This window comes from Actinacidiphila alni (genome assembly GCF_900112845.1).
Classification (GTDB): Bacteria; Actinomycetota; Actinomycetes; order Streptomycetales; family Streptomycetaceae; genus Actinacidiphila; species Actinacidiphila alni.
On the sequence record NZ_FONG01000024.1, the window covers coordinates 37,724 to 54,465 of the forward strand.

The window sequence follows — 16,742 nt, forward strand, 5'->3', positions numbered from 1 at the left end:
GGGCCGTCGGGGGGTGGCCTCCGCCCACCGCCACACCGTTCAGTTGAGCCGCGACGAAGCCGAGGAGCGAGCCTGTGGCAATCCCGGCGAAGGTGTCGGTGAAGGCGCGGCCGACGGTGACCGCCGGATTGGCGAAGCTGGTGGAGGAGGTGAACCAGTAGGCGGTGCTGACGAATTCGGCGGCGGCTACGGGCAGGACCGCTTGACGTCACCGGCCGCCGTTCGCCGTGCGGCGGCGGCCAGTTCGGCGAAGGACCCGGCCGGCCCCTCCAGTACCTTCACATCGGCGGAGCCCGCCACCAGCCCCCGCCTTCCCGTCCCTTCCCGCCTCCCCCGAGCAGAGAGCCGCGGAGCACCATGCCCGACAAGCCGCCCGTACCGTCGCCCGCGAAGTCCCCGCGGCCCGCGCAGCCCCCGAAGCCCCGGCCATCCGTGCTCTTCGTCTGCGTGCACAACGCCGGCCGGTCCCAGATGGCCGCCGCCTGGCTCACGCACCTCGCGGGCGACCGCGTCGAGGTGCGTTCCGCCGGGTCGCGGCCCGGGGACGCGGTGAATCCGGCCGCCGTGGCGGCCATGCGCGAGGTCGGGATCGACATCGCTGCCGAGGTGCCGAAGGTGCTCACCGTGGACGCGGTACGCGAGTCCGACGTGTGCGTCACGATGGGCTGCGGCGACACCTGCCCGGTCTTCCCCGGCAAGCGCTACCTGGACTGGACGCTGGACGACCCGGCGGGACAGGACGTCGCGGCCGTACGGCCCATCCGTGACGCGATCAAGGTGCTCGTCGAGGAGTTGATCGCGGAGATCGCGCCGGAGCCCGCTCCGTAACGACCGGCGCCGCGGCAACTCCGTTCCACCACAAGCCGGTTGGCGCCCTCACCGGGGCTCGTAGGGATAACCCCACCGCGGGTGTGGTGCGCGCCGGATGCCGTTCCGAGCGGCCGCTCCCTAGCGTCGGAGGCATGAGAATCCTCTCCGCACGGCGCGCGGCGCCCCTGGCCGCCGCGGCCGTGGTGACGGCACTCCTGGCCGGTACGACCACGGCCGCGTCCTCGCCCGCCTCCGCGACGACGTCCACGACCGGTTCGGCCCCAACTCCCGCTCCCCCGGCTTCCGGTGGCCGCGGCACCCTCCTCGGCGTCACGACGCTGCGCACCCTGGACCGCGCGCAGGCCGCCACCTGGCTCACCGACCAGGGCTTCGGCTCCCCCGCCGCCCGCCACGGCTTCACCGAATACCGCGTCACGTACCGTACGGTCGACCCCGCGGGCCGTCCCACCACCGCAAGCGGCGTCCTCGCGCTGCCGGACACCGGACGACGTACGCCGCTCGCACCGGTCGTGTACCTGCACGGCACGACCGTGCCCAAGGACGCGGTGGCCAGCGCCACCGGGGACAACTACGACGCGGCGGCGGGCCCGATGTTCGCCGCGGCCGGCTACGCGGGGGTGGCACCGGACTACCTCGGGCTCGGCTCGGGCCCCGGCCCGCACCCGTACATGGTGCACGCCGCCGAGACGACCTCGGCCCTCGACCTGCTCACCGCCGCCCGCACCCTGACCGCCCGCGAGGGCCGCCGCCTCGCCCCCGGCATCCGGATCGCCGGCTTCTCCCAGGGCGCGGCCGCCGCGCTCGACCTCGGCAAGACCCTGCGCGAACACCCGGTGCGCGGCACCTCGGTCACCGCGATCGGCGCCGTCAGCGGACCGTACGACGTGGCCGGCGCGGAACTCCCCGCCGCCCTGGACACGGACCAGCTCGACGGCGTCGAGGTCAGCTTCTACCTCGCCTATCTCACCGTCGCCTGGAACCACGTCTACCACCTGTACGACTCCCCCGCCGAGGTGTTCCGCGGCCGCTACGCCCGCCTGATCCCCACCGTCTTCGACGGCGCCCACGACTACACCGCGATCTACCGGGCCCTCCCGGCCGACGTCACCGACATGCTCACCCCCGCCTACCTCGCCCGCCTGCGCCACCCCACCGGCACTCTCGCCCGGGCCCTGCACACCAACGACCTGACCTGCACCGGCTGGCGCCCCGCCGCGCCCGTCCGCCTCTGGGCCGCCCACGCCGACGGCGACGTCGCCTTCCTCAACAGCGAGCACTGCCGCGCCGCCCTGCACACCTCCGGCGCCCGCCCCCGCCTCACCGACCTCGGCGCACTCGACCATCAGCACACCGCACTGACCGGACTCCCCGCCGTCCTGCGCTGGTTCGAACGACTGGACGCGGCACGGCCCTAACGCACGCGTTCCGTCATCCGGCCGGCTCAGGACGCCGCACCCTGCGCCGACATCACCGACGGGTCCATCCACATGACCTGCCAGCCGTGGCCGTCCAGGTCGTAGAAGCCGCGCGCGTACATGAAGCCGTGGTCCTCGGGCCCGTCCGCCTCCGTCCCCCGGCCCCGAGCGCGGCCTCCACCACCTTGTCCACCTCGGCCCGGCTCCCCACGCCGAAGCAGTACAGCGCCGGCGTGTGCGTCCTGGCGTCGGCCACCGGCAGCTTCGCGGACTCCGCGAACTTCTCCCGCCCGAGCAGCATCACGAACGCCTGCTCCCCCGCACCGGGCGCCCGACTGCCCCTCTGACGCCGCACTTCCCGCCGTCGGTACGACAAGGCTGTTCAGCCGGCGGCATCGCCCGGTGGGTGCGGGAGGTTGGGACCCGTGGTCCCCTCGGTCAGGCGGGCCCGCAACTCGTCAGGGCTGAGCGTCATGAGGCGGTCGACCGCCTCATTCCACGCGGCTGCCACGTCGTCCACCGAGGTCCGGAAGTTGCGCCGGAGCAGGCTCCCGGTCGTCGCCAGGGCCAGGGCGACGACCGGCCGCAGCAGCCACCGGCCGCGCAGGCGCGCGGTGACATCGACCTGCCAGCGCCCCTCGGCGCCCGCTTCGGGCCGCAGTTGCAGCGCGGCCTCGCCCAGCAGATGCTTCAGCCGTACGGTCGCCGGCGCGCGCGTCGTCCTCGGCGCTTTGGCCGCCGGCCCGGCCGCATCCCACCAGGCCACCGGGTCGAACCGCCCCTTGCCGGAACCCCGGCGAAGCCGTCCCGTTCCCTCCACGCCCCGCACCCACCCCTCAGCCTCAACCAGCCGGGGCCTGTCCGGTGCGCGCAGGCGCAGCGCCACCCGCAGGGTCAGCGTCATGTCCTCCGACGTCAGCGTCGTCTCCACGACGATCGCGCTGCGGCGCCGCCACTCGCGTACGAGCACCAGCACCCGGTCCCCGGCGGCGTCGTCGACCAGTTCGTACCGCGCGCCGGGCCGCAGATGCCGTCCCTCCACCAGCCGCAGACCCTCGACCGGCCGTCCGTCCGCGAGGAGGACCTCCTCACCCCGGGAGCGGGACGACTCCGCCAGGTCGAGGACCAGCCCGGTGACCTCCTGAAACCTCTCGGCGCTCAGCGCGACCACGGACACGGAGTGCCGAAGAACGCTCATACGACCCCCTCACACGCGAAAGCCAGGCCCGGACGAGCATGCCAGGATCCCTCGGCCGCGCCGTCAGAGCCCCGGAAGGCTCACGAGTACGGCAGCAGCGTCCCGGTTTCCAGGTCGAAGCCGAACGGTTGGGGGATGCGGAGGCTTTCACCGAAGTCGGCGTCGTCGCGGCGGTGGTATTTCCCCCCGTCGGGAGAGACAAGGTCGGTGTTCTCGCTCGGCAGCAGATCACCGGGGCTGGCGGGAACTCCTCGCCGGAGTCGGCTCCTCGCACCGCCCCCGGTCAAGCCCGCGCCGCGCGGGCCAACCGCGTCCACGGACGCGAAGGCCCAGCCCGGACCGAGTCCGGGCTGGGCCTTGACGAAGAGCCCCCTGTCGGGTTCGAACCGACGACCCCCGCTTTACAAGAGCGGTGCTCTGGCCAGCTGAGCTAAGGAGGCAACGGGGGAAGTGTAGCGGGCACGGATCGGGGGGCGGGAGGGGAAATAGGGGGTCAGGGGCTGGTGACAAGGGGCGGAAGGGGAGGTAGCGTCACGGGAAGGTCCGCGCATGTGGACTGGACCAATCCTCCTTTACTCGGATCGTCCGGCACGTTCCTGCCGGTGAAGGGACTGCAACAGTCATGGCTACTGTCACGTTCGACAAGGCGACCCGGATCTACCCGGGTGGCGACAAGCCCGCGGTGGACGGGCTCGACATCGAGGTCGGGGACGGCGAGTTCCTGGTTCTGGTCGGCCCCTCGGGCTGCGGAAAGTCGACCTCCCTGCGGATGCTCGCGGGTCTGGAGGACGTCAACGCCGGCGCCATCCGGATCGGTGACCGCGACGTCACGCACCTGCCGCCGAAGGACCGGGACATCGCGATGGTGTTCCAGAACTACGCGCTGTACCCGCACATGACTGTCGCGGACAACATGGGCTTCGCCCTGAAGATCGCGGGCGTCAACAAGGCCGAGATCCGCAAGCGGGTCGAGGAAGCCGCGAAGATCCTGGACCTCACCGAGTACCTGGCGCGCAAGCCGAAGGCGCTCTCCGGTGGTCAGCGGCAGCGTGTCGCGATGGGCCGCGCGATCGTGCGTGAGCCGCAGGTGTTCCTCATGGACGAGCCGCTGTCGAACCTCGACGCCAAGCTCCGTGTGCAGACCCGTACGCAGATCGCCAGCCTGCAGCGCCGCCTCGGCGTCACCACCGTGTACGTGACGCACGACCAGGTCGAGGCCATGACCATGGGCGACCGCGTCGCGGTCCTCAAGGACGGCATCCTCCAGCAGGTCGACAGCCCGCGGAACATGTACGACCGCCCCGCGAACCTCTTCGTGGCCGGCTTCATCGGCTCCCCCGCGATGAACCTCATCGAGGTGCCGATCATCGACGGCGGCGTGAAGTTCGGCAACGCGGTGGTCAACGTCCAGCGCGACGCGGTGCAGGCCGCGGCGGACAAGGGCGACAGCACCGTCACCGTCGGCGTCCGCCCCGAGCACTTCGACATCGTCTCCCCCGAGGACGAGTCCAAGTCGCTGACGAAGGAAGGCCCGGCGGGCCTGGCCGTCACCGTGAACGTCGTCGAGGAACTGGGCGCCGACGGTTACGTGTACGGCTCCGCCAAGGTCGGCGACGAGCACAAGGACATCGTCATCCGCGTCGGCGGCCGCGCCATCCCCGAGAAGGGTTCCGTGCTGCACGTCGTGCCGCGCGCCGGCGAGACCCACGTCTTCGCCACCTCCTCCGGCGAGCGCCTCACCGACAGCTGAGCCGAAGGCCCGAAGACACGTCGGCGACCCGGCCGTACGCGCACCCCGCGCGTACGGCCGGGTCGTACGCGTTGTCGACAAATACATGCGCATATCCGGCCTTTCGGGTCTGTTCGTCAACGTCCGAACGGCCGCTTCCGGAATTTCACTCCCTCGTCAGAGTGACTAAATGTCGCCAAATCATCACCCTTCGCTACGATCCGATGCGTGAACCAGGTAGCTCGCCGTCTCGGCAAGACATTCGCGCTCGTTCTTCCGGTCGTTCTCGTGCTGTCGGGAACGCTGGCCGTCACCCGCGTCCCGTGGGCGGCCTCCTCCTCCGAGGCGCAGGTGCTCACCGCATCCGCGAAGACCAAGGAGCAAGTGGCCGCACAGGACGCCAAGAAGGCCCCGCAGGAGGTGCTGCGCCGCAAGCTGCTGGACGAACTCCAGGAGAAGGACCCGGGCGCCGCCCTGACCCAGTTGCAGGTCGAGATGGCCCGTCAGCCGTCGCTGGCCAAGTACTGCGCGTCCATCGCCCGCTCGCTGGGCCGCGCCGCCGTCGCCAAGTACGACGGCGCCACGCAGCGCGCCCAGGCGTGGTCGCGTCCGGTGTGCGACACCGCCTTCGCGACCGGCGTCGCGTCCGTCGGCTGACGCCCGCCGACGACGGCCGTCCCCGGCACCCGTCCGGAGCGTCCCGGAGGAACCCGCGGCGTGCGCCCCGCCCTGTGCGGGCCGCACGCCGCCGTCGCATAAGGTGCGCTGCATGACGCGCGCCGACCACGCACCCGCAGCGACCGAAAAAGCAGCAGAAGCAGCAGAAGCAGCAGAAGCAGAAGGAAAAGCCGCCGCCCGGCCGGCCGGTGCCAAAGCGCCGCACCACGACGGCCCCCCGGTCACCCAGGCCGTGCTGCTGGCCGGCGGACAGGGCTCGCGGCTGCGCCCGTACACCGACGACCGGCCCAAGCCGATGGTCGAGATCCCCGGCACCGGCACCCCGATCATCGGGCACCAGCTCGCCTGGCTCGCCGCCGAGGGCGTCACCGACGCCGTCGTGTCCTGCGGTCACCTCGCCGAGGTGCTCCAGGAGTGGCTGGACAGCGCCCCGCTGCCGCTGAACGTGACCACCGTCGTCGAGCACGAGCCGCTCGGCCGTGGCGGCGGCCTGAAGTACGCGGCGGCGTCGCTGCCGCGGGCCGACGAGCCCTGGTACGCCACCAACGGCGACATCTGGACGCGCTTCTCGCTGCGCGAGATGGCCGCCTTCCACCGCGAGCGGGACGCGACCGCCACGCTCGCGCTGGCGCGGCCCCGCATCCCGTGGGGCGCCGTCGAGACCAATGAGTTCGGGCAGGTGCTGGACTTCATCGAGGCGCCGCCCTCGCCCTTCCTGATCAACGCGGGCGTGTACGTCTTCGCGCCGTCGTTCACGGCGCAGCTCCCGGACCGCGGCGACCACGAACGTACGACCTTCCCGCGGCTCGCCCGCGAGCGGCGCCTGGCCGGCTTCCCGATCCCGCAGGGCGCGTACTGGCGGGCCATCGACACCGCGAAGGACCTCACGGAGGCGGCGAAGGAGCTGTCCTCCCGGCCGTAGGTCCCCCGCGCCCGGCCGCAGGCCCGCCTCCCGGCCGCAGGCCCGCCTCCCGGCCGCGGGCCCCGTGGCACGCGAGAGCCCCCGGAACCTTCACCAGGTTCCGGGGGCTCCGGCGTATGTCGAGCGCTACATGATCAGGAGCTGGCCGGTGACGGCGCCGGCGGCTCCCCCAGCACATGCAGCCCGAGCAGGCCACCGATCGCGCCCTGCGTCGGCTTGGCGGCCGGCGCGGACGGCGGCGGAGCCGACGGCTGGGACGGCGGGGCCGACGGCGGCGGGGCGTCGGAACCGCCGCCCGAGGAGCCGCCGGAGGAGGAACCGCCGGAGGACGAGGAGTGGCTCGGCGTCGAGCCCGCGGTGTGCGAGGACGACGACGAGGAGGAGGACGGGGCGCCCGCCGCGGGCGCCGTCGTCTGCTGCTGCTCCTGGGCCTTCTTGCGGTCCTTCTTCGCCTTCGCCGACGCCGAGGCGGACGGCTTGGGCGAGGCGCCCTTCGAGCTGTCGCCGCCGGAGACCTCGGGCAGCGGCGAGCCGGGCAGATTGTTGGTCGGTACGACCTGCGGCCGCAGCGGCTTGTCGTCGTGCGTGCTGGAGGCGCGGACGGCCGCGCCGAGCACCGAGCCGATCAGCAGCGTCAGACCGGCGATCACGGTGGCGAGCACCGCGCCGCGGCGCAGCACCCGGCGGCGCAGGTCCCACACGGTCACGCGCGGGCCGAGCCGCCGCCAGGCGTCGCCGGCCAGGTGGCCGTCGATGGAGTAGACGGGGGCGCCCGCGATGACCAGCGGGCTCCAGGCGGCGAGATAGATGAAGTCCGGGGCGTCGTAGACCGGGACGGTCTTCCAGCTCACCGTGACCAGCAGCGCGATCGACAGGCCGGCGCCGAAGAAGGCCGCCACCCGCTGCCACAGGCCGCAGACGGTCAGCACGCCGACCACCACCTGGAGGAACGCGATGCTCAGGCCCGCGCCCACCGGGTGGTTGAGCGCGGAGTCGCGCAGCGGCTCGGCCAGCGCCCACGGGTGCAGCGAGTTGAGCCACGTGACCATGGAGCCGCGCTTGCCGCCGTCGAAGTAGACGGGGTCGCAGAGCTTGCCCATGCCCGCGTAGATCGACACGAAGCCGAGGAAGATCCGCAGCGGCAGCAGCACGATGCCGAGGTTCATCCGGCGGTCGGGGTACCAGGCGTGCTTGGCGGGTTCGCCGCTGCGGGTACGCGGCCGGCGCTCGCCGTCGGACGGGGCGTCCGGGGGGCCGCCGACGTAGCCGACCCGCGGCTCGTCGGGGTCGTCGTCGTACGCGCCGGTGGCCGGGCGTACGCCGCTGAGCAGGCCGGTCGGCGGCTGCCCGGCGCGCTGGCCCACGACGGTCGGCACGGGGGGCAGCACCGTGGTGTCGGTGCCGTCCGCGTCGTCGCCGATCCGCGGCAGCAGCTGCGTCGCCGCTCCGGCCGAGGCGTCGCCGCCGCCCACGGAGGCTCCCACGGAGCCCCCGACGGCCGCGCCCGCGCGGCGGACCGCCTGGAGGAGTTCGCCTGCCGCCGGGTCGCCCGGCGCGGAGTGGCCCGACCACACCACGGGCGACAGCTTCCGCCGCCCGGCCGTACCGGGCTGCGCTTGTGTCACTACGGGGATGCGCGCGGTGTCGTCGAGACTGCCGCCGAGGCTGCCGAGGCTGAGGGCACGGCCCGAGGTCGCGCCGAGCTGCACCCGGAAGCTCGCGTGATTGACGATGACCTGGGCGGGATCGCTCGGCACCCTGGCCATGCTCAACGGAGCGGGCTCGTCGAAGCCGGGCAACCCTCCCCCCGTAGGAGTGCGGGGTGTTCTGGTGTCCACACTCATCTAACCGAGTGACGGACGTTTAGGACACTGCCTCACGGCACCCGCGATGTCCGAGACCCGTCAACGGCCCCCGGCCGGGGGCCGGTCCGCGGGGACGCGGGCGGCTCAGGCCCGGCGGCGCGAACGTTCAGGCCCGGCGGCGCGACGCCTCGTACAGCACGACACCCGCCGCCACACCGGCGTTCAGCGACTCGGCCGCGCCGCCCGGCATCGGGATCCGCACCAGCAGGTCGCAGGTCTCGCTCACCAGCCGGGACAGGCCCTTGCCCTCGCTGCCCGCGACGATCACGACCGGGCCCGACAGGACCTCGAGCTCGTGGAGTTCGACGTCGCCGTCGGCCGCCAGGCCGACCACCGTGAGGCCCGCCTTCTGGTACGACTCCAGGGTGCGGGTGAGGTTGGTGGCGCGGGCCACCGAGACGCGGGCGGCGGTGCCCGCGGACGTCTTCCAGGCGCCGGCCGTCATCCCGGCCGCGCGGCGCTCGGGCACCACGACGCCGTGGCCGCCGAAGGCCGCGACCGACCGGACGACCGCGCCGAGATTGCGCGGGTCGGTGACGCCGTCCAGCGCGACGATCAGCGGGTCCTCGCCGGCGTCCTGCGCGGCCACGGCCAGGTCGTCGGGGTGCGCGTACTCGTACGGCGGGATCTGCAGCACCAGGCCCTGGTGGTTCAGGCCCGCGGTGAGCCGGTCCAGTTCGGGGCGCGGCGCCTCCAGCAGCGGTACGCCCCGGTCGGTCGCCAGCCGCAGCGCCTCGCGCACCCGCTCGTCGTTCTCGATGAACTGCTGGACGTAGACGGCCGTCGCCGGGATGTCGGCGCGCAGCGCCTCGACCACCGGGTTACGGCCGACGACCAGTTCGGAGGTCGACTTCGAACCGCGCCCGGAGGGGCGGCGGGACTGCGCGGAGACGGTCCGCTTGGCCGCCGCGTTGGCGATGCGGTTCTTCTTGTGGCCCTTGCGCGCCTCGGCGGGCGGCGTCGGGCCCTTGCCCTCCAGGCCCTTGCGCCGCTGCCCGCCGCTGCCGACCGTGGCGCCCTTCTTGTTGGACGTACGGCGGTTCCTGCGCTGGCTGTTCCCGGCCATGGGGCACTCTCACTTCTTCGCTTCGGTCATGCTCGCCGGACCGGCTCTCGCGGCCGGTCCGGCGTTACGGATGAAAGGGGGGCTCAGGGCTCCCGGGGTGCGGGATCAGCCGCGCAGCGTCCAGCGGGCGCCCGACGGCGTGTCCTCGATCTCCAGACCGGCCTGGACGAGCTGGTCGCGGATCGCGTCGGCGGTCGCGTAGTCCTTGCGGGAGCGGGCCGACTGCCGCTGTTCGAGGACCAGCCGGACCAGGGAGTCCACGACGCCGTGCAGGTCGTCGCCGCGGTCGGCGCCCGTCCAGTGGGCGTCGAGCGGGTCCAGGCCCAGCACTCCGAGCATCGCACGGACTTCGGCGAGCCGCGCGACCGCGGTCTCCTTGTCGTCCGCGGTCAGCGCGCTGTTGCCCTGCCGGACGGTGGTGTGCACGACGGCCAGCGCCTGCGGCACCCCCAGGTCGTCGTCCATCGCCTCGGCGAAGGCCGGCGGCACCTCGGCGGCGGGCTCGACGGGACCGGCCTTCTCGATGACCCGCTGCACGAAGCCCTCGATCCGCGCGAACGCCGACTCGGCCTCGCGCAGCGCGTCCTCGCTGTACTCGATCATCGATCGGTAGTGCGGGGTGCCCAGGTAGTAGCGCAGCACGATCGGCCGCCAGCGCTGCACCATCTCGGAGACCAGCACCGAATTGCCGAGCGACTTGCTCATCTTCTCGCCGCTCATGGTCACCCAGGCGTTGTGCACCCAGTAGCGGGCGAACTCGTCGCCGTACGCCTTGGCCTGCGCGATCTCGTTCTCGTGGTGCGGGAAGATCAGGTCGATGCCGCCGCCGTGGATGTCGAAGACGGTGCCCAGGTACTTGTGGGCCATCGCCGAGCACTCCAGGTGCCAGCCGGGCCGGCCGCGGCCCCACGGGGTCTCCCAGGACGGCTCGCCGGGCTTGGCGGACTTCCACATCGCGAAGTCCCGCTGGTCCCGCTTGCCGGTCTCGCCCTCGCCCTCGGGCTGGCGCAGATTGTCCAGCTCCTGGTTGGACAGCTCCAGATAGTCCGGGAACGAGCGCACGTCGAAGTACACGTTGCCGTCGGCCTCGTACGCGTGGCCGCGCTCGATCAGGCCGCGCATCATCTCGATCATCTCCGGCACATGGCCGGTGGCCCGCGGCTCGTACGTCGGCGGCATGCAGCCCAGCGCGTCGTAGCCGCTGGTGAACGCCCGCTCGTTCGCGTAGCCGATGGACCACCACGGGCGGCCCTGGTCGGCCGCCTTCGTGATGATCTTGTCGTCGATGTCGGTCACATTGCGGATGAAGGTGACGTCATAGCCGCGGTAGCGGAACCAGCGCTGCATGATGTCGAAGTTCAGGCCCGACCTGATGTGGCCGATGTGCGGGGCCGCCTGCACGGTCGCACCGCACAGGTAGATCGAGACACAGCCCTCGGTGAGGGGGACGAAGTCACGGACCTGGCGGGCGTCGGTGTCGTACAGGCGAATGGTCACCCCTCAAGGGTAGTGGCCCCGCGCCCGTGCCCGAGCCGCTTTCCCACCGCCGCCCGGGGATCAGGCGCGGGCCACCAGAGCGGTCGCGATCGCGGCCAGGCCCTCGCCGCGGCCGGGGAAGCCGAGGCCGTCGGTGGTGGCGGCGGCGAGCGAGACGGGGGCGCCGACCGCGTCGGACAGCAGCCGCTGGGCCTCGTCGCGGCGGCGGCCGATCTTGGGGCGCTGCCCGACGACCTGGACCGCGACATTGCCGATGACGAAACCGGCCTCGCGGACGATCCGCGCGGCCTCGGTGAGCAGCGTGACCCCGGAGGCGCCGGCCCACTCCGGCCGCCCGGTGCCGAAGTGCGCCCCGAGGTCGCCGAGCCCGGCGGCCGAGAAGAGCGCGTTGCAGGCCGCGTGCGCGACGACGTCGGCGTCGGAGTGCCCGGCCAGGCCCGGCCCCTCGCCCTCCCACAGCAGCCCGGCGCACCACAGCTCGCGGCCTTCCTCGAAGGCGTGGATGTCGGTGCCGATGCCGACCTGGGGCAGCACGACCCCCACGGGTGACGGTTCAGTAGGCATCGGTGGCCCTCCTGCGGGCGAGTACGGCCTCGGCGAGGACGAGGTCCAGCGGGCGGGTCACCTTGAACGCCTCCTCGTGGCCCGGCACCACGAGGACGGGCACGCCGAGCTGTTCGACCATGCTCGCGTCGTCGGTGACGTCACGGGTGACGGTGGCGTGCGCCTTGACCAGGGTCGCCCGGTCGAAGCCCTGCGGGGTCTGGACGGCGCGCAGCAGCGCGCGTTCCGGCGTGCCGGTCACCAGATCCGTGCCCGGGTCGATCCGCTTGACGGTGTCGGCCAGCGGCAGCGCGGGGACGACGGCGGGCGCGCCTGCGCGTACGGCCTCGACCACACCGTCCACGGTCTCCACCGGCACCAGCGGGCGGGCCGCGTCGTGCACGAGCACCACATCGACGTCGTCGGGCAGCGCGGCGAGCCCGAGGCGTACGGACTCCTGCCGTACGTCACCGCCCGGCACCACCTTTATGTCGGCCGATCCCGGCAGGCCGTGGGCGTCGAGCAGCGACCTGACCTCGGCGGCGCCGTCGGAGGGCGCGACGACCACGATCACGTCGACGGCGCGGGCGCGGGCCATCGCACGGACGGCGTGCACCAGGATCGGCACCCCGCCCAGGGTGCGCAGGGCCTTGGGCGCGCCGGGGCCGAGCCGAAGTCCACGGCCGGCGGCGGGAATGACTGCTGCGGTACGCAGGTTTGTGTCCTTGTATGAGGTGGGTATCGCCTGGGAGTACCCCCGGCCGCGAGGCCAGGGGCAGTGCCGGGCACAGCTCTCCGCGGACCCCTTCCGTGAAGTCCGCGGGGATGTGCCGCGCCCGGTACGACCGATGGGCGACGCGTACGTGAGTAACGTGCGCGGGCACAAGCATGCCGCAGCACCCGGTCGTCATGCCCGACCGGGTGCCACGGCAGTTGCCTCGGATGCCTCGGGGAGCTCCGGGGGCGGTTGCGTCGCCGTACGACTCAGGATCGGCGTGGCCACGCCGATGAGACGGGAAACGAGAACCTCGATGGCACGTGGTGGGCGCGCGCGAGGATCTTAGGACGCGAGAACCTCGTCGAGCAGCGCCTCGGCCTTGTCCTCGTTGGTGTTCTCCGCGAGGGCGAGTTCACTGACCAGGATCTGCCGGGCCTTGGCGAGCATGCGCTTCTCGCCGGCCGACAGGCCGCGCTCGCGCTCACGACGCCACAGGTCGCGGACCACTTCTGCGACCTTGATGACATCGCCGGAGGCGAGCTTCTCCAGATTTGCCTTGTATCGCCGGGACCAGTTCGTGGGCTCCTCGGTGTACGGCGCGCGCAGCACCTCGAAGACCCGGTCCAGACCATCCTGACCGACCACGTCGCGTACGCCGACGAACTCCGCATTGTCCGCGGGTACACGTACGGTCAAGTCGCCCTGGGCGACCTTGAGCACCAAGTAGGTCTTGTCCACGCCTTTGATCTGGCGAATTTCGATTGCCTCGATCAGCGCGGCCCCGTGATGGGGATAGACCACGGTGTCGCCAACCTTGAACGTCATGTGACAGGTACCCCTTCCGTGGCTATCCAGGGTAACACGTGAACGCCCTCATCTGAATGGCGTTTTCGCAGGTCAGAGCATATCTCAGGGCTTGACAAGGGCCCCCGGAACGTGCTGGAGGGTGCCCCCTTCGCGGGGTATCCGCAGGTCGGAGCGGGTATACGGGCGGGCTGAAACGCGCCCGTTACAGGCTCATCGAGCGCCGAACAAGGGGCAGTACGTCCACATTTGTCACTCCCGGACGAGTGGATCCTCGCTACTCCGTTCGGGAACCCGGCGGCAGATGATCCAATTTTGCACAGTCATGGAACAACGGCCGAACACTCTTCGAAAACGCGCGGTCGCGTTGCAGAAGCGATCATGAACGCCGGCATGAACCAGGCCATGAACCACGGCATGAACCACGGCATGAACCGCCCGGGTAATCACGCTGCGGGAATGACCGGAATGCAATGCGTGAGAAGCCGCGGCCGGATCATCGGTGCGGTCAACGGCCGGGGCAGCACTGCCACCGCCCGGGTGAGTCGCGGCGCCGCAAGGGGCCACCCGGTGCGCGGCGGCTTCAACGGCTCGGTAATCTAAGCCCGCTGGAAGATCTTCCGAACCTGCTCAAGGAGATGCCGCCGCCGTGGTCCGCAGCTTCCGACGCGGCGCCCTCGCCGCCGTTTTCGCGCTCTCGATCGTCCCGCTCGCCGCCGCCTGCGGCGCGGGCAACGACGCGCAGACCCTGAAGGTCCGTCCGGACAGCGACTCCGTGACCGTCGGCAAGATCAAGGTGCAGAACGCCGTGGTCCTCACCGACGGCAACGGCACCGGACCCGCCACCGTCTCGGCCCGCCTGTTCAACAATGGCGACTCGGCGCAGACCCTCCAGTCGGTCCAGCTCGGCGGCCAGGTCAATGTCACGCTCGCCGACAAGGACGGCGGACAGACCGTCAGCGTCCCCGCGCACGGCAGCGTCCTGCTCGGTGGCAAGGGCAACCCCTCCGCCGTCGTGGACAGCGGCTCCGAGGGGCTGCGCAACGGCGACGTGCAGAAGGCCGTCTTCCAGTTCAGCTCCACGGGACCGGTGGCCATCCAGCTCAATGTGATCCCGGCGACCGGCGACTACAAGAAGTACGGTCCCGGCTCGCTGCCCACCACGCAGGCCCCGACGACCCCGCCGGCGACGCCCACGGACACCGCGACCCCGACCGGTACGGCCACCCCGACGGGTACGGCGACGCCGACCTCCTGAGGCTGCTTTCAGGCCATTCTGAGCGACGCGGAACGGCCCGGTGACGGACATGTCACCGGGCCTTCGTACGTATACGAGCCGGTACGGGCTCGTGCGGGATTTACGGCTCGAACTTGTAGCCCAGGCCGCGGACCGTCACCAGGTAGCGCGGGGCGCCCGGGTCCGGCTCGATCTTGGCGCGCAGCCGCTTGACGTGCACGTCGAGGGTCTTGGTGTCACCGACGTAGTCGGCGCCCCAGACCCGGTCGATGAGCTGCATACGGGTCAGCACGCGGCCCGCGTTGCGCAGCAGCATCTCCAGCAGGTCGAACTCCTTGAGCGGCAGGTCCACCTTGCCGCCGGAGACGGTGACCACGTGCCGGTCGACGTCCATCCGGACCGGACCGGCCTCCAGGGCGGCCGGCGAGATCTCCTCGGGCTCGCCGCGGCGCCGCAGCACCGCGCGGATCCGGGCGACCAGCTCCCGCGAGGAGAACGGCTTGGTCACATAGTCGTCCGCGCCTATTTCCAGGCCGACGACCTTGTCGATCTCGCTGTCCTTGGCGGTCACCATGATGACCGGGACATTGGACTTCAGCCGCAGCTGGCGGCAGACCTCGGTGCCGGGCAGGCCCGGCAGCATCAGGTCGAGCAGTACCAGGTCGGCGCCATTGCGCTCGAATTCGTCCAGCGCGTCGGGCCCGGTCGCCGAGATGGCGACCTCGAAGCCCTCCTTGCGGAGCATGTACGACAGCGCGTCGCTGAAGGACTCTTCGTCCTCGACGACGAGTACGCGTGTCACGGAAGGACCTCCGGGGCGGGGATGTGTTCGGGGAGAGAGCGGAAGAGCCTGTCGTCCGACGGCCGCTCGACCTCGTCGATCGACGCGGCGTCGGAGTCGTTGTCGGAGCGGTGGTCCGACACGGATTCGGAATCGGAGTCGCGGTCCGCGTCGGGTTCGAGGTCGGGGTCGAGGTCCGCCTCGGCATCGGGATCGGTGCCGGGCGGCAGTGCGCGGTCGCGGGCGATCCCGGCCTCGGGAAGCCGCAGGGTGAAGGTGGAGCCCTGACCCTCGGCGCTCCACACGGTGACCTCCCCGCCGTGCGAGGCGGCCACGTGCTTGACGATGGACAGCCCGAGCCCGGTCCCGCCGGTGGCCCGCGAGCGCGCCGGGTCCACCCGGTAGAAGCGCTCGAAGACCCGGTCGCGGTCCTTCTCGGAGATGCCGATGCCCTGGTCGGTGACGGAGATCTCGATGAGGTCGCCCCCGGGCGCGTTGATCCTGCGCCCGGCTATGCCGACCCGGGTGCGGGCCGGACTGTAGTTGACGGCGTTCTCCACGAGATTGCCCAAGGCGGCGGCGAGCTGGCCCCGGTTTCCCCATATGTGCAGGTCAGGGGTGGTTCCGGTGGCCATGGTGATCTGTTTGGTGTTGGCCTGGTGGCGGCAGCGGTCGACGGCCTCGGCGACGAGGTCGTCCACGGCGACCGGCTCGGCGTCGTCGAGCAGGTCGTCGTTCTGGACCCGGGAGAGGTCGATGATCTCCTGGACCAGACTGGTCAGCCGGGTGGCCTCGATCTGCATCCGGCCCGCGAAGCGGAGCACCGCCTCGGGGTCGTCCGAGGCGTCCATGACGGCCTCCGACAGCAGGGAGAGCGCCCCCACGGGGGTCTTCAGTTCGTGGCTGACGTTCGCCACGAAGTCGCGTCGCACCGCTTCGATCCGCCGGGCCTCTGTCAGGTCCTCGACCAGCAGCAGCACCAGCCGGGAGCCCAGCGGGGCGACCCGGGCGGAGACCGCCAGGCCCTCGCCGCGGCTCGCGCCCCGGCGCGGGAGGTCCAGTTCGACCTGCCGTATCTCCCCGTCCCGCCGGGTCTCGCGGGCCATCTGCAGCATCTGGTCGACGGCCAGCCGGCCGCCCCGTACCAGCCCGAGGGCGTACGCCGCCGAGCTGGCCTTGACCACGGTGTCGCCCTCGTCCAGGACGACCGCGGAGGAGCGCAGGACCGACAGGACGGTGTCCACGCCCGGCGGCAGTGTGCCGGTCACATTGTCGGGCCGCATGGCCGTACGGGTCGGGCGGGCCTGTTCCCGCTCGCTCCAGCGGAACGCGAGCACGGCGATCACGCCGGTCAGCAGACCGGCGATCGCACTGGCTGCGGCGACTGCCGCGTTCACGTTCATATCCCCAGGTTAGGCGGCTCGATCGAGCGGTCCACAACCCTGGGAGCGAGCTCTC

General features: G+C 71.8%; 16 protein-coding genes, 1 tRNA gene and 1 pseudogene. 7 read left to right on the forward strand and 11 right to left on the reverse strand.

Annotation, left to right across the window (positions count from 1 at the left end; translation table 11 throughout):
* Positions 1 to 22 precede the first annotated feature (22 nt).
* A pseudogene (locus tag BM076_RS37735) lies at positions 23 to 193 on the reverse strand (aquaporin family protein); the annotation flags it as partial.
* Between the two features lie 164 nt (positions 194 to 357).
* Here BM076_RS37735 and BM076_RS29995 point away from each other — a divergent pair.
* Both BM076_RS29995 and BM076_RS30000 read left to right on the forward strand, forming a co-directional pair.
* Positions 358 to 828, forward strand: coding sequence for an arsenate reductase ArsC (locus BM076_RS29995; RefSeq protein ID WP_093716883.1), 471 nt, complete (start codon positions 358 to 360; stop codon positions 826 to 828).
* A 134-nt stretch (positions 829 to 962) separates the two neighbouring features.
* Entirely contained in the window at positions 963 to 2,246 is a 1,284-nt protein-coding gene (locus BM076_RS30000) for a hypothetical protein (RefSeq protein ID WP_093716884.1), read from the forward strand.
* Between the two features lie 382 nt (positions 2,247 to 2,628).
* On the opposite strand, the gene BM076_RS30010 is transcribed toward BM076_RS30000, so the two are convergent.
* Positions 2,629 to 3,444: a serine/threonine-protein kinase gene (locus BM076_RS30010; protein WP_177246684.1), complete on the reverse strand. Its 816-nt coding sequence runs from the start codon at positions 3,442 to 3,444 to the stop codon at positions 2,629 to 2,631.
* 366 nt (positions 3,445 to 3,810) lie between these two features.
* Positions 3,811 to 3,884, reverse strand: a tRNA-Thr gene (locus BM076_RS30015).
* A gap of 182 nt (positions 3,885 to 4,066) precedes the next feature.
* Here BM076_RS30015 and BM076_RS30020 point away from each other — a divergent pair.
* The 3 genes from BM076_RS30020 to BM076_RS30030 all read left to right on the forward strand — a co-directional run bounded on the left by BM076_RS30020 (position 4,067) and on the right by BM076_RS30030 (position 6,773).
* The gene (locus BM076_RS30020) at positions 4,067 to 5,194 is read left to right on the forward strand and encodes an ABC transporter ATP-binding protein (protein ID WP_093716885.1); all 1,128 of its coding nucleotides are present in this window, start codon (positions 4,067 to 4,069) and stop codon (positions 5,192 to 5,194) included.
* A gap of 207 nt (positions 5,195 to 5,401) precedes the next feature.
* Positions 5,402 to 5,830, forward strand: a complete 429-nt coding sequence (locus tag BM076_RS30025) for a hypothetical protein (RefSeq protein WP_093716886.1) — start codon at positions 5,402 to 5,404, stop codon at positions 5,828 to 5,830.
* Positions 5,831 to 5,942: 112 nt separating this feature from the next.
* Complete coding sequence (locus BM076_RS30030) at positions 5,943 to 6,773, forward strand: nucleotidyltransferase family protein (RefSeq protein ID WP_093716887.1); 831 nt, start codon at positions 5,943 to 5,945, stop codon at positions 6,771 to 6,773.
* A 134-nt stretch (positions 6,774 to 6,907) separates the two neighbouring features.
* Here the strand turns inward: BM076_RS30030 and BM076_RS30035 are convergent, their stop codons facing one another.
* The 6 genes from BM076_RS30035 to BM076_RS30060 form a co-directional block, all read right to left on the reverse strand.
* The gene (locus BM076_RS30035) at positions 6,908 to 8,539 is read right to left on the reverse strand and encodes a DoxX family protein (RefSeq protein ID WP_322936661.1); all 1,632 of its coding nucleotides are present in this window, start codon (positions 8,537 to 8,539) and stop codon (positions 6,908 to 6,910) included.
* Positions 8,540 to 8,744: 205 nt separating this feature from the next.
* Positions 8,745 to 9,704 (reverse strand): 23S rRNA (guanosine(2251)-2'-O)-methyltransferase RlmB, encoded by a 960-nt coding sequence (rlmB, locus tag BM076_RS30040; RefSeq protein ID WP_093716889.1) that lies wholly within the window; start codon positions 9,702 to 9,704, stop codon positions 8,745 to 8,747.
* A 105-nt stretch (positions 9,705 to 9,809) separates the two neighbouring features.
* The gene (gene cysS, locus BM076_RS30045) at positions 9,810 to 11,201 is read right to left on the reverse strand and encodes a cysteine--tRNA ligase (protein ID WP_093716890.1); all 1,392 of its coding nucleotides are present in this window, start codon (positions 11,199 to 11,201) and stop codon (positions 9,810 to 9,812) included.
* Positions 11,202 to 11,261: 60 nt separating this feature from the next.
* Positions 11,262 to 11,765, reverse strand: coding sequence for a 2-C-methyl-D-erythritol 2,4-cyclodiphosphate synthase (ispF, locus tag BM076_RS30050; protein WP_093716891.1), 504 nt, complete (start codon positions 11,763 to 11,765; stop codon positions 11,262 to 11,264).
* The gene (ispD, locus tag BM076_RS30055; protein WP_093716968.1) at positions 11,755 to 12,486 is read right to left on the reverse strand and encodes a 2-C-methyl-D-erythritol 4-phosphate cytidylyltransferase; all 732 of its coding nucleotides are present in this window, start codon (positions 12,484 to 12,486) and stop codon (positions 11,755 to 11,757) included. The genes ispF and ispD overlap by 11 nt, the downstream gene beginning before the upstream one ends.
* A gap of 318 nt (positions 12,487 to 12,804) precedes the next feature.
* A complete protein-coding gene (locus tag BM076_RS30060) occupies positions 12,805 to 13,287 on the reverse strand; it encodes a CarD family transcriptional regulator (RefSeq protein ID WP_031525269.1) in 483 nt (160 codons plus the stop codon).
* A gap of 360 nt (positions 13,288 to 13,647) precedes the next feature.
* On the opposite strand from BM076_RS30060, the gene BM076_RS36250 reads away from it, so the two are divergent.
* Complete coding sequence (locus BM076_RS36250; protein WP_143120673.1) at positions 13,648 to 13,869, forward strand: hypothetical protein; 222 nt, start codon at positions 13,648 to 13,650, stop codon at positions 13,867 to 13,869.
* 46 nt (positions 13,870 to 13,915) lie between these two features.
* Entirely contained in the window at positions 13,916 to 14,524 is a 609-nt protein-coding gene (locus tag BM076_RS36850; protein WP_093716892.1) for a hypothetical protein, read from the forward strand.
* A 100-nt stretch (positions 14,525 to 14,624) separates the two neighbouring features.
* On the opposite strand, the gene BM076_RS30075 is transcribed toward BM076_RS36850, so the two are convergent.
* Together BM076_RS30075 and BM076_RS30080 are read right to left on the reverse strand one after the other, a co-directional pair.
* Positions 14,625 to 15,305, reverse strand: coding sequence for a response regulator transcription factor (locus BM076_RS30075; RefSeq protein WP_093716893.1), 681 nt, complete (start codon positions 15,303 to 15,305; stop codon positions 14,625 to 14,627).
* Positions 15,302 to 16,687 carry a sensor histidine kinase gene (locus tag BM076_RS30080; RefSeq protein ID WP_093716894.1) on the reverse strand — a complete coding sequence of 462 codons (1,386 nt, stop codon included), beginning with the start codon at positions 16,685 to 16,687 and terminating at the stop codon, positions 15,302 to 15,304. Before BM076_RS30080 ends, BM076_RS30075 begins: the two co-directional genes overlap by 4 nt.
* Positions 16,688 to 16,742: the final 55 nt, after the last annotated feature.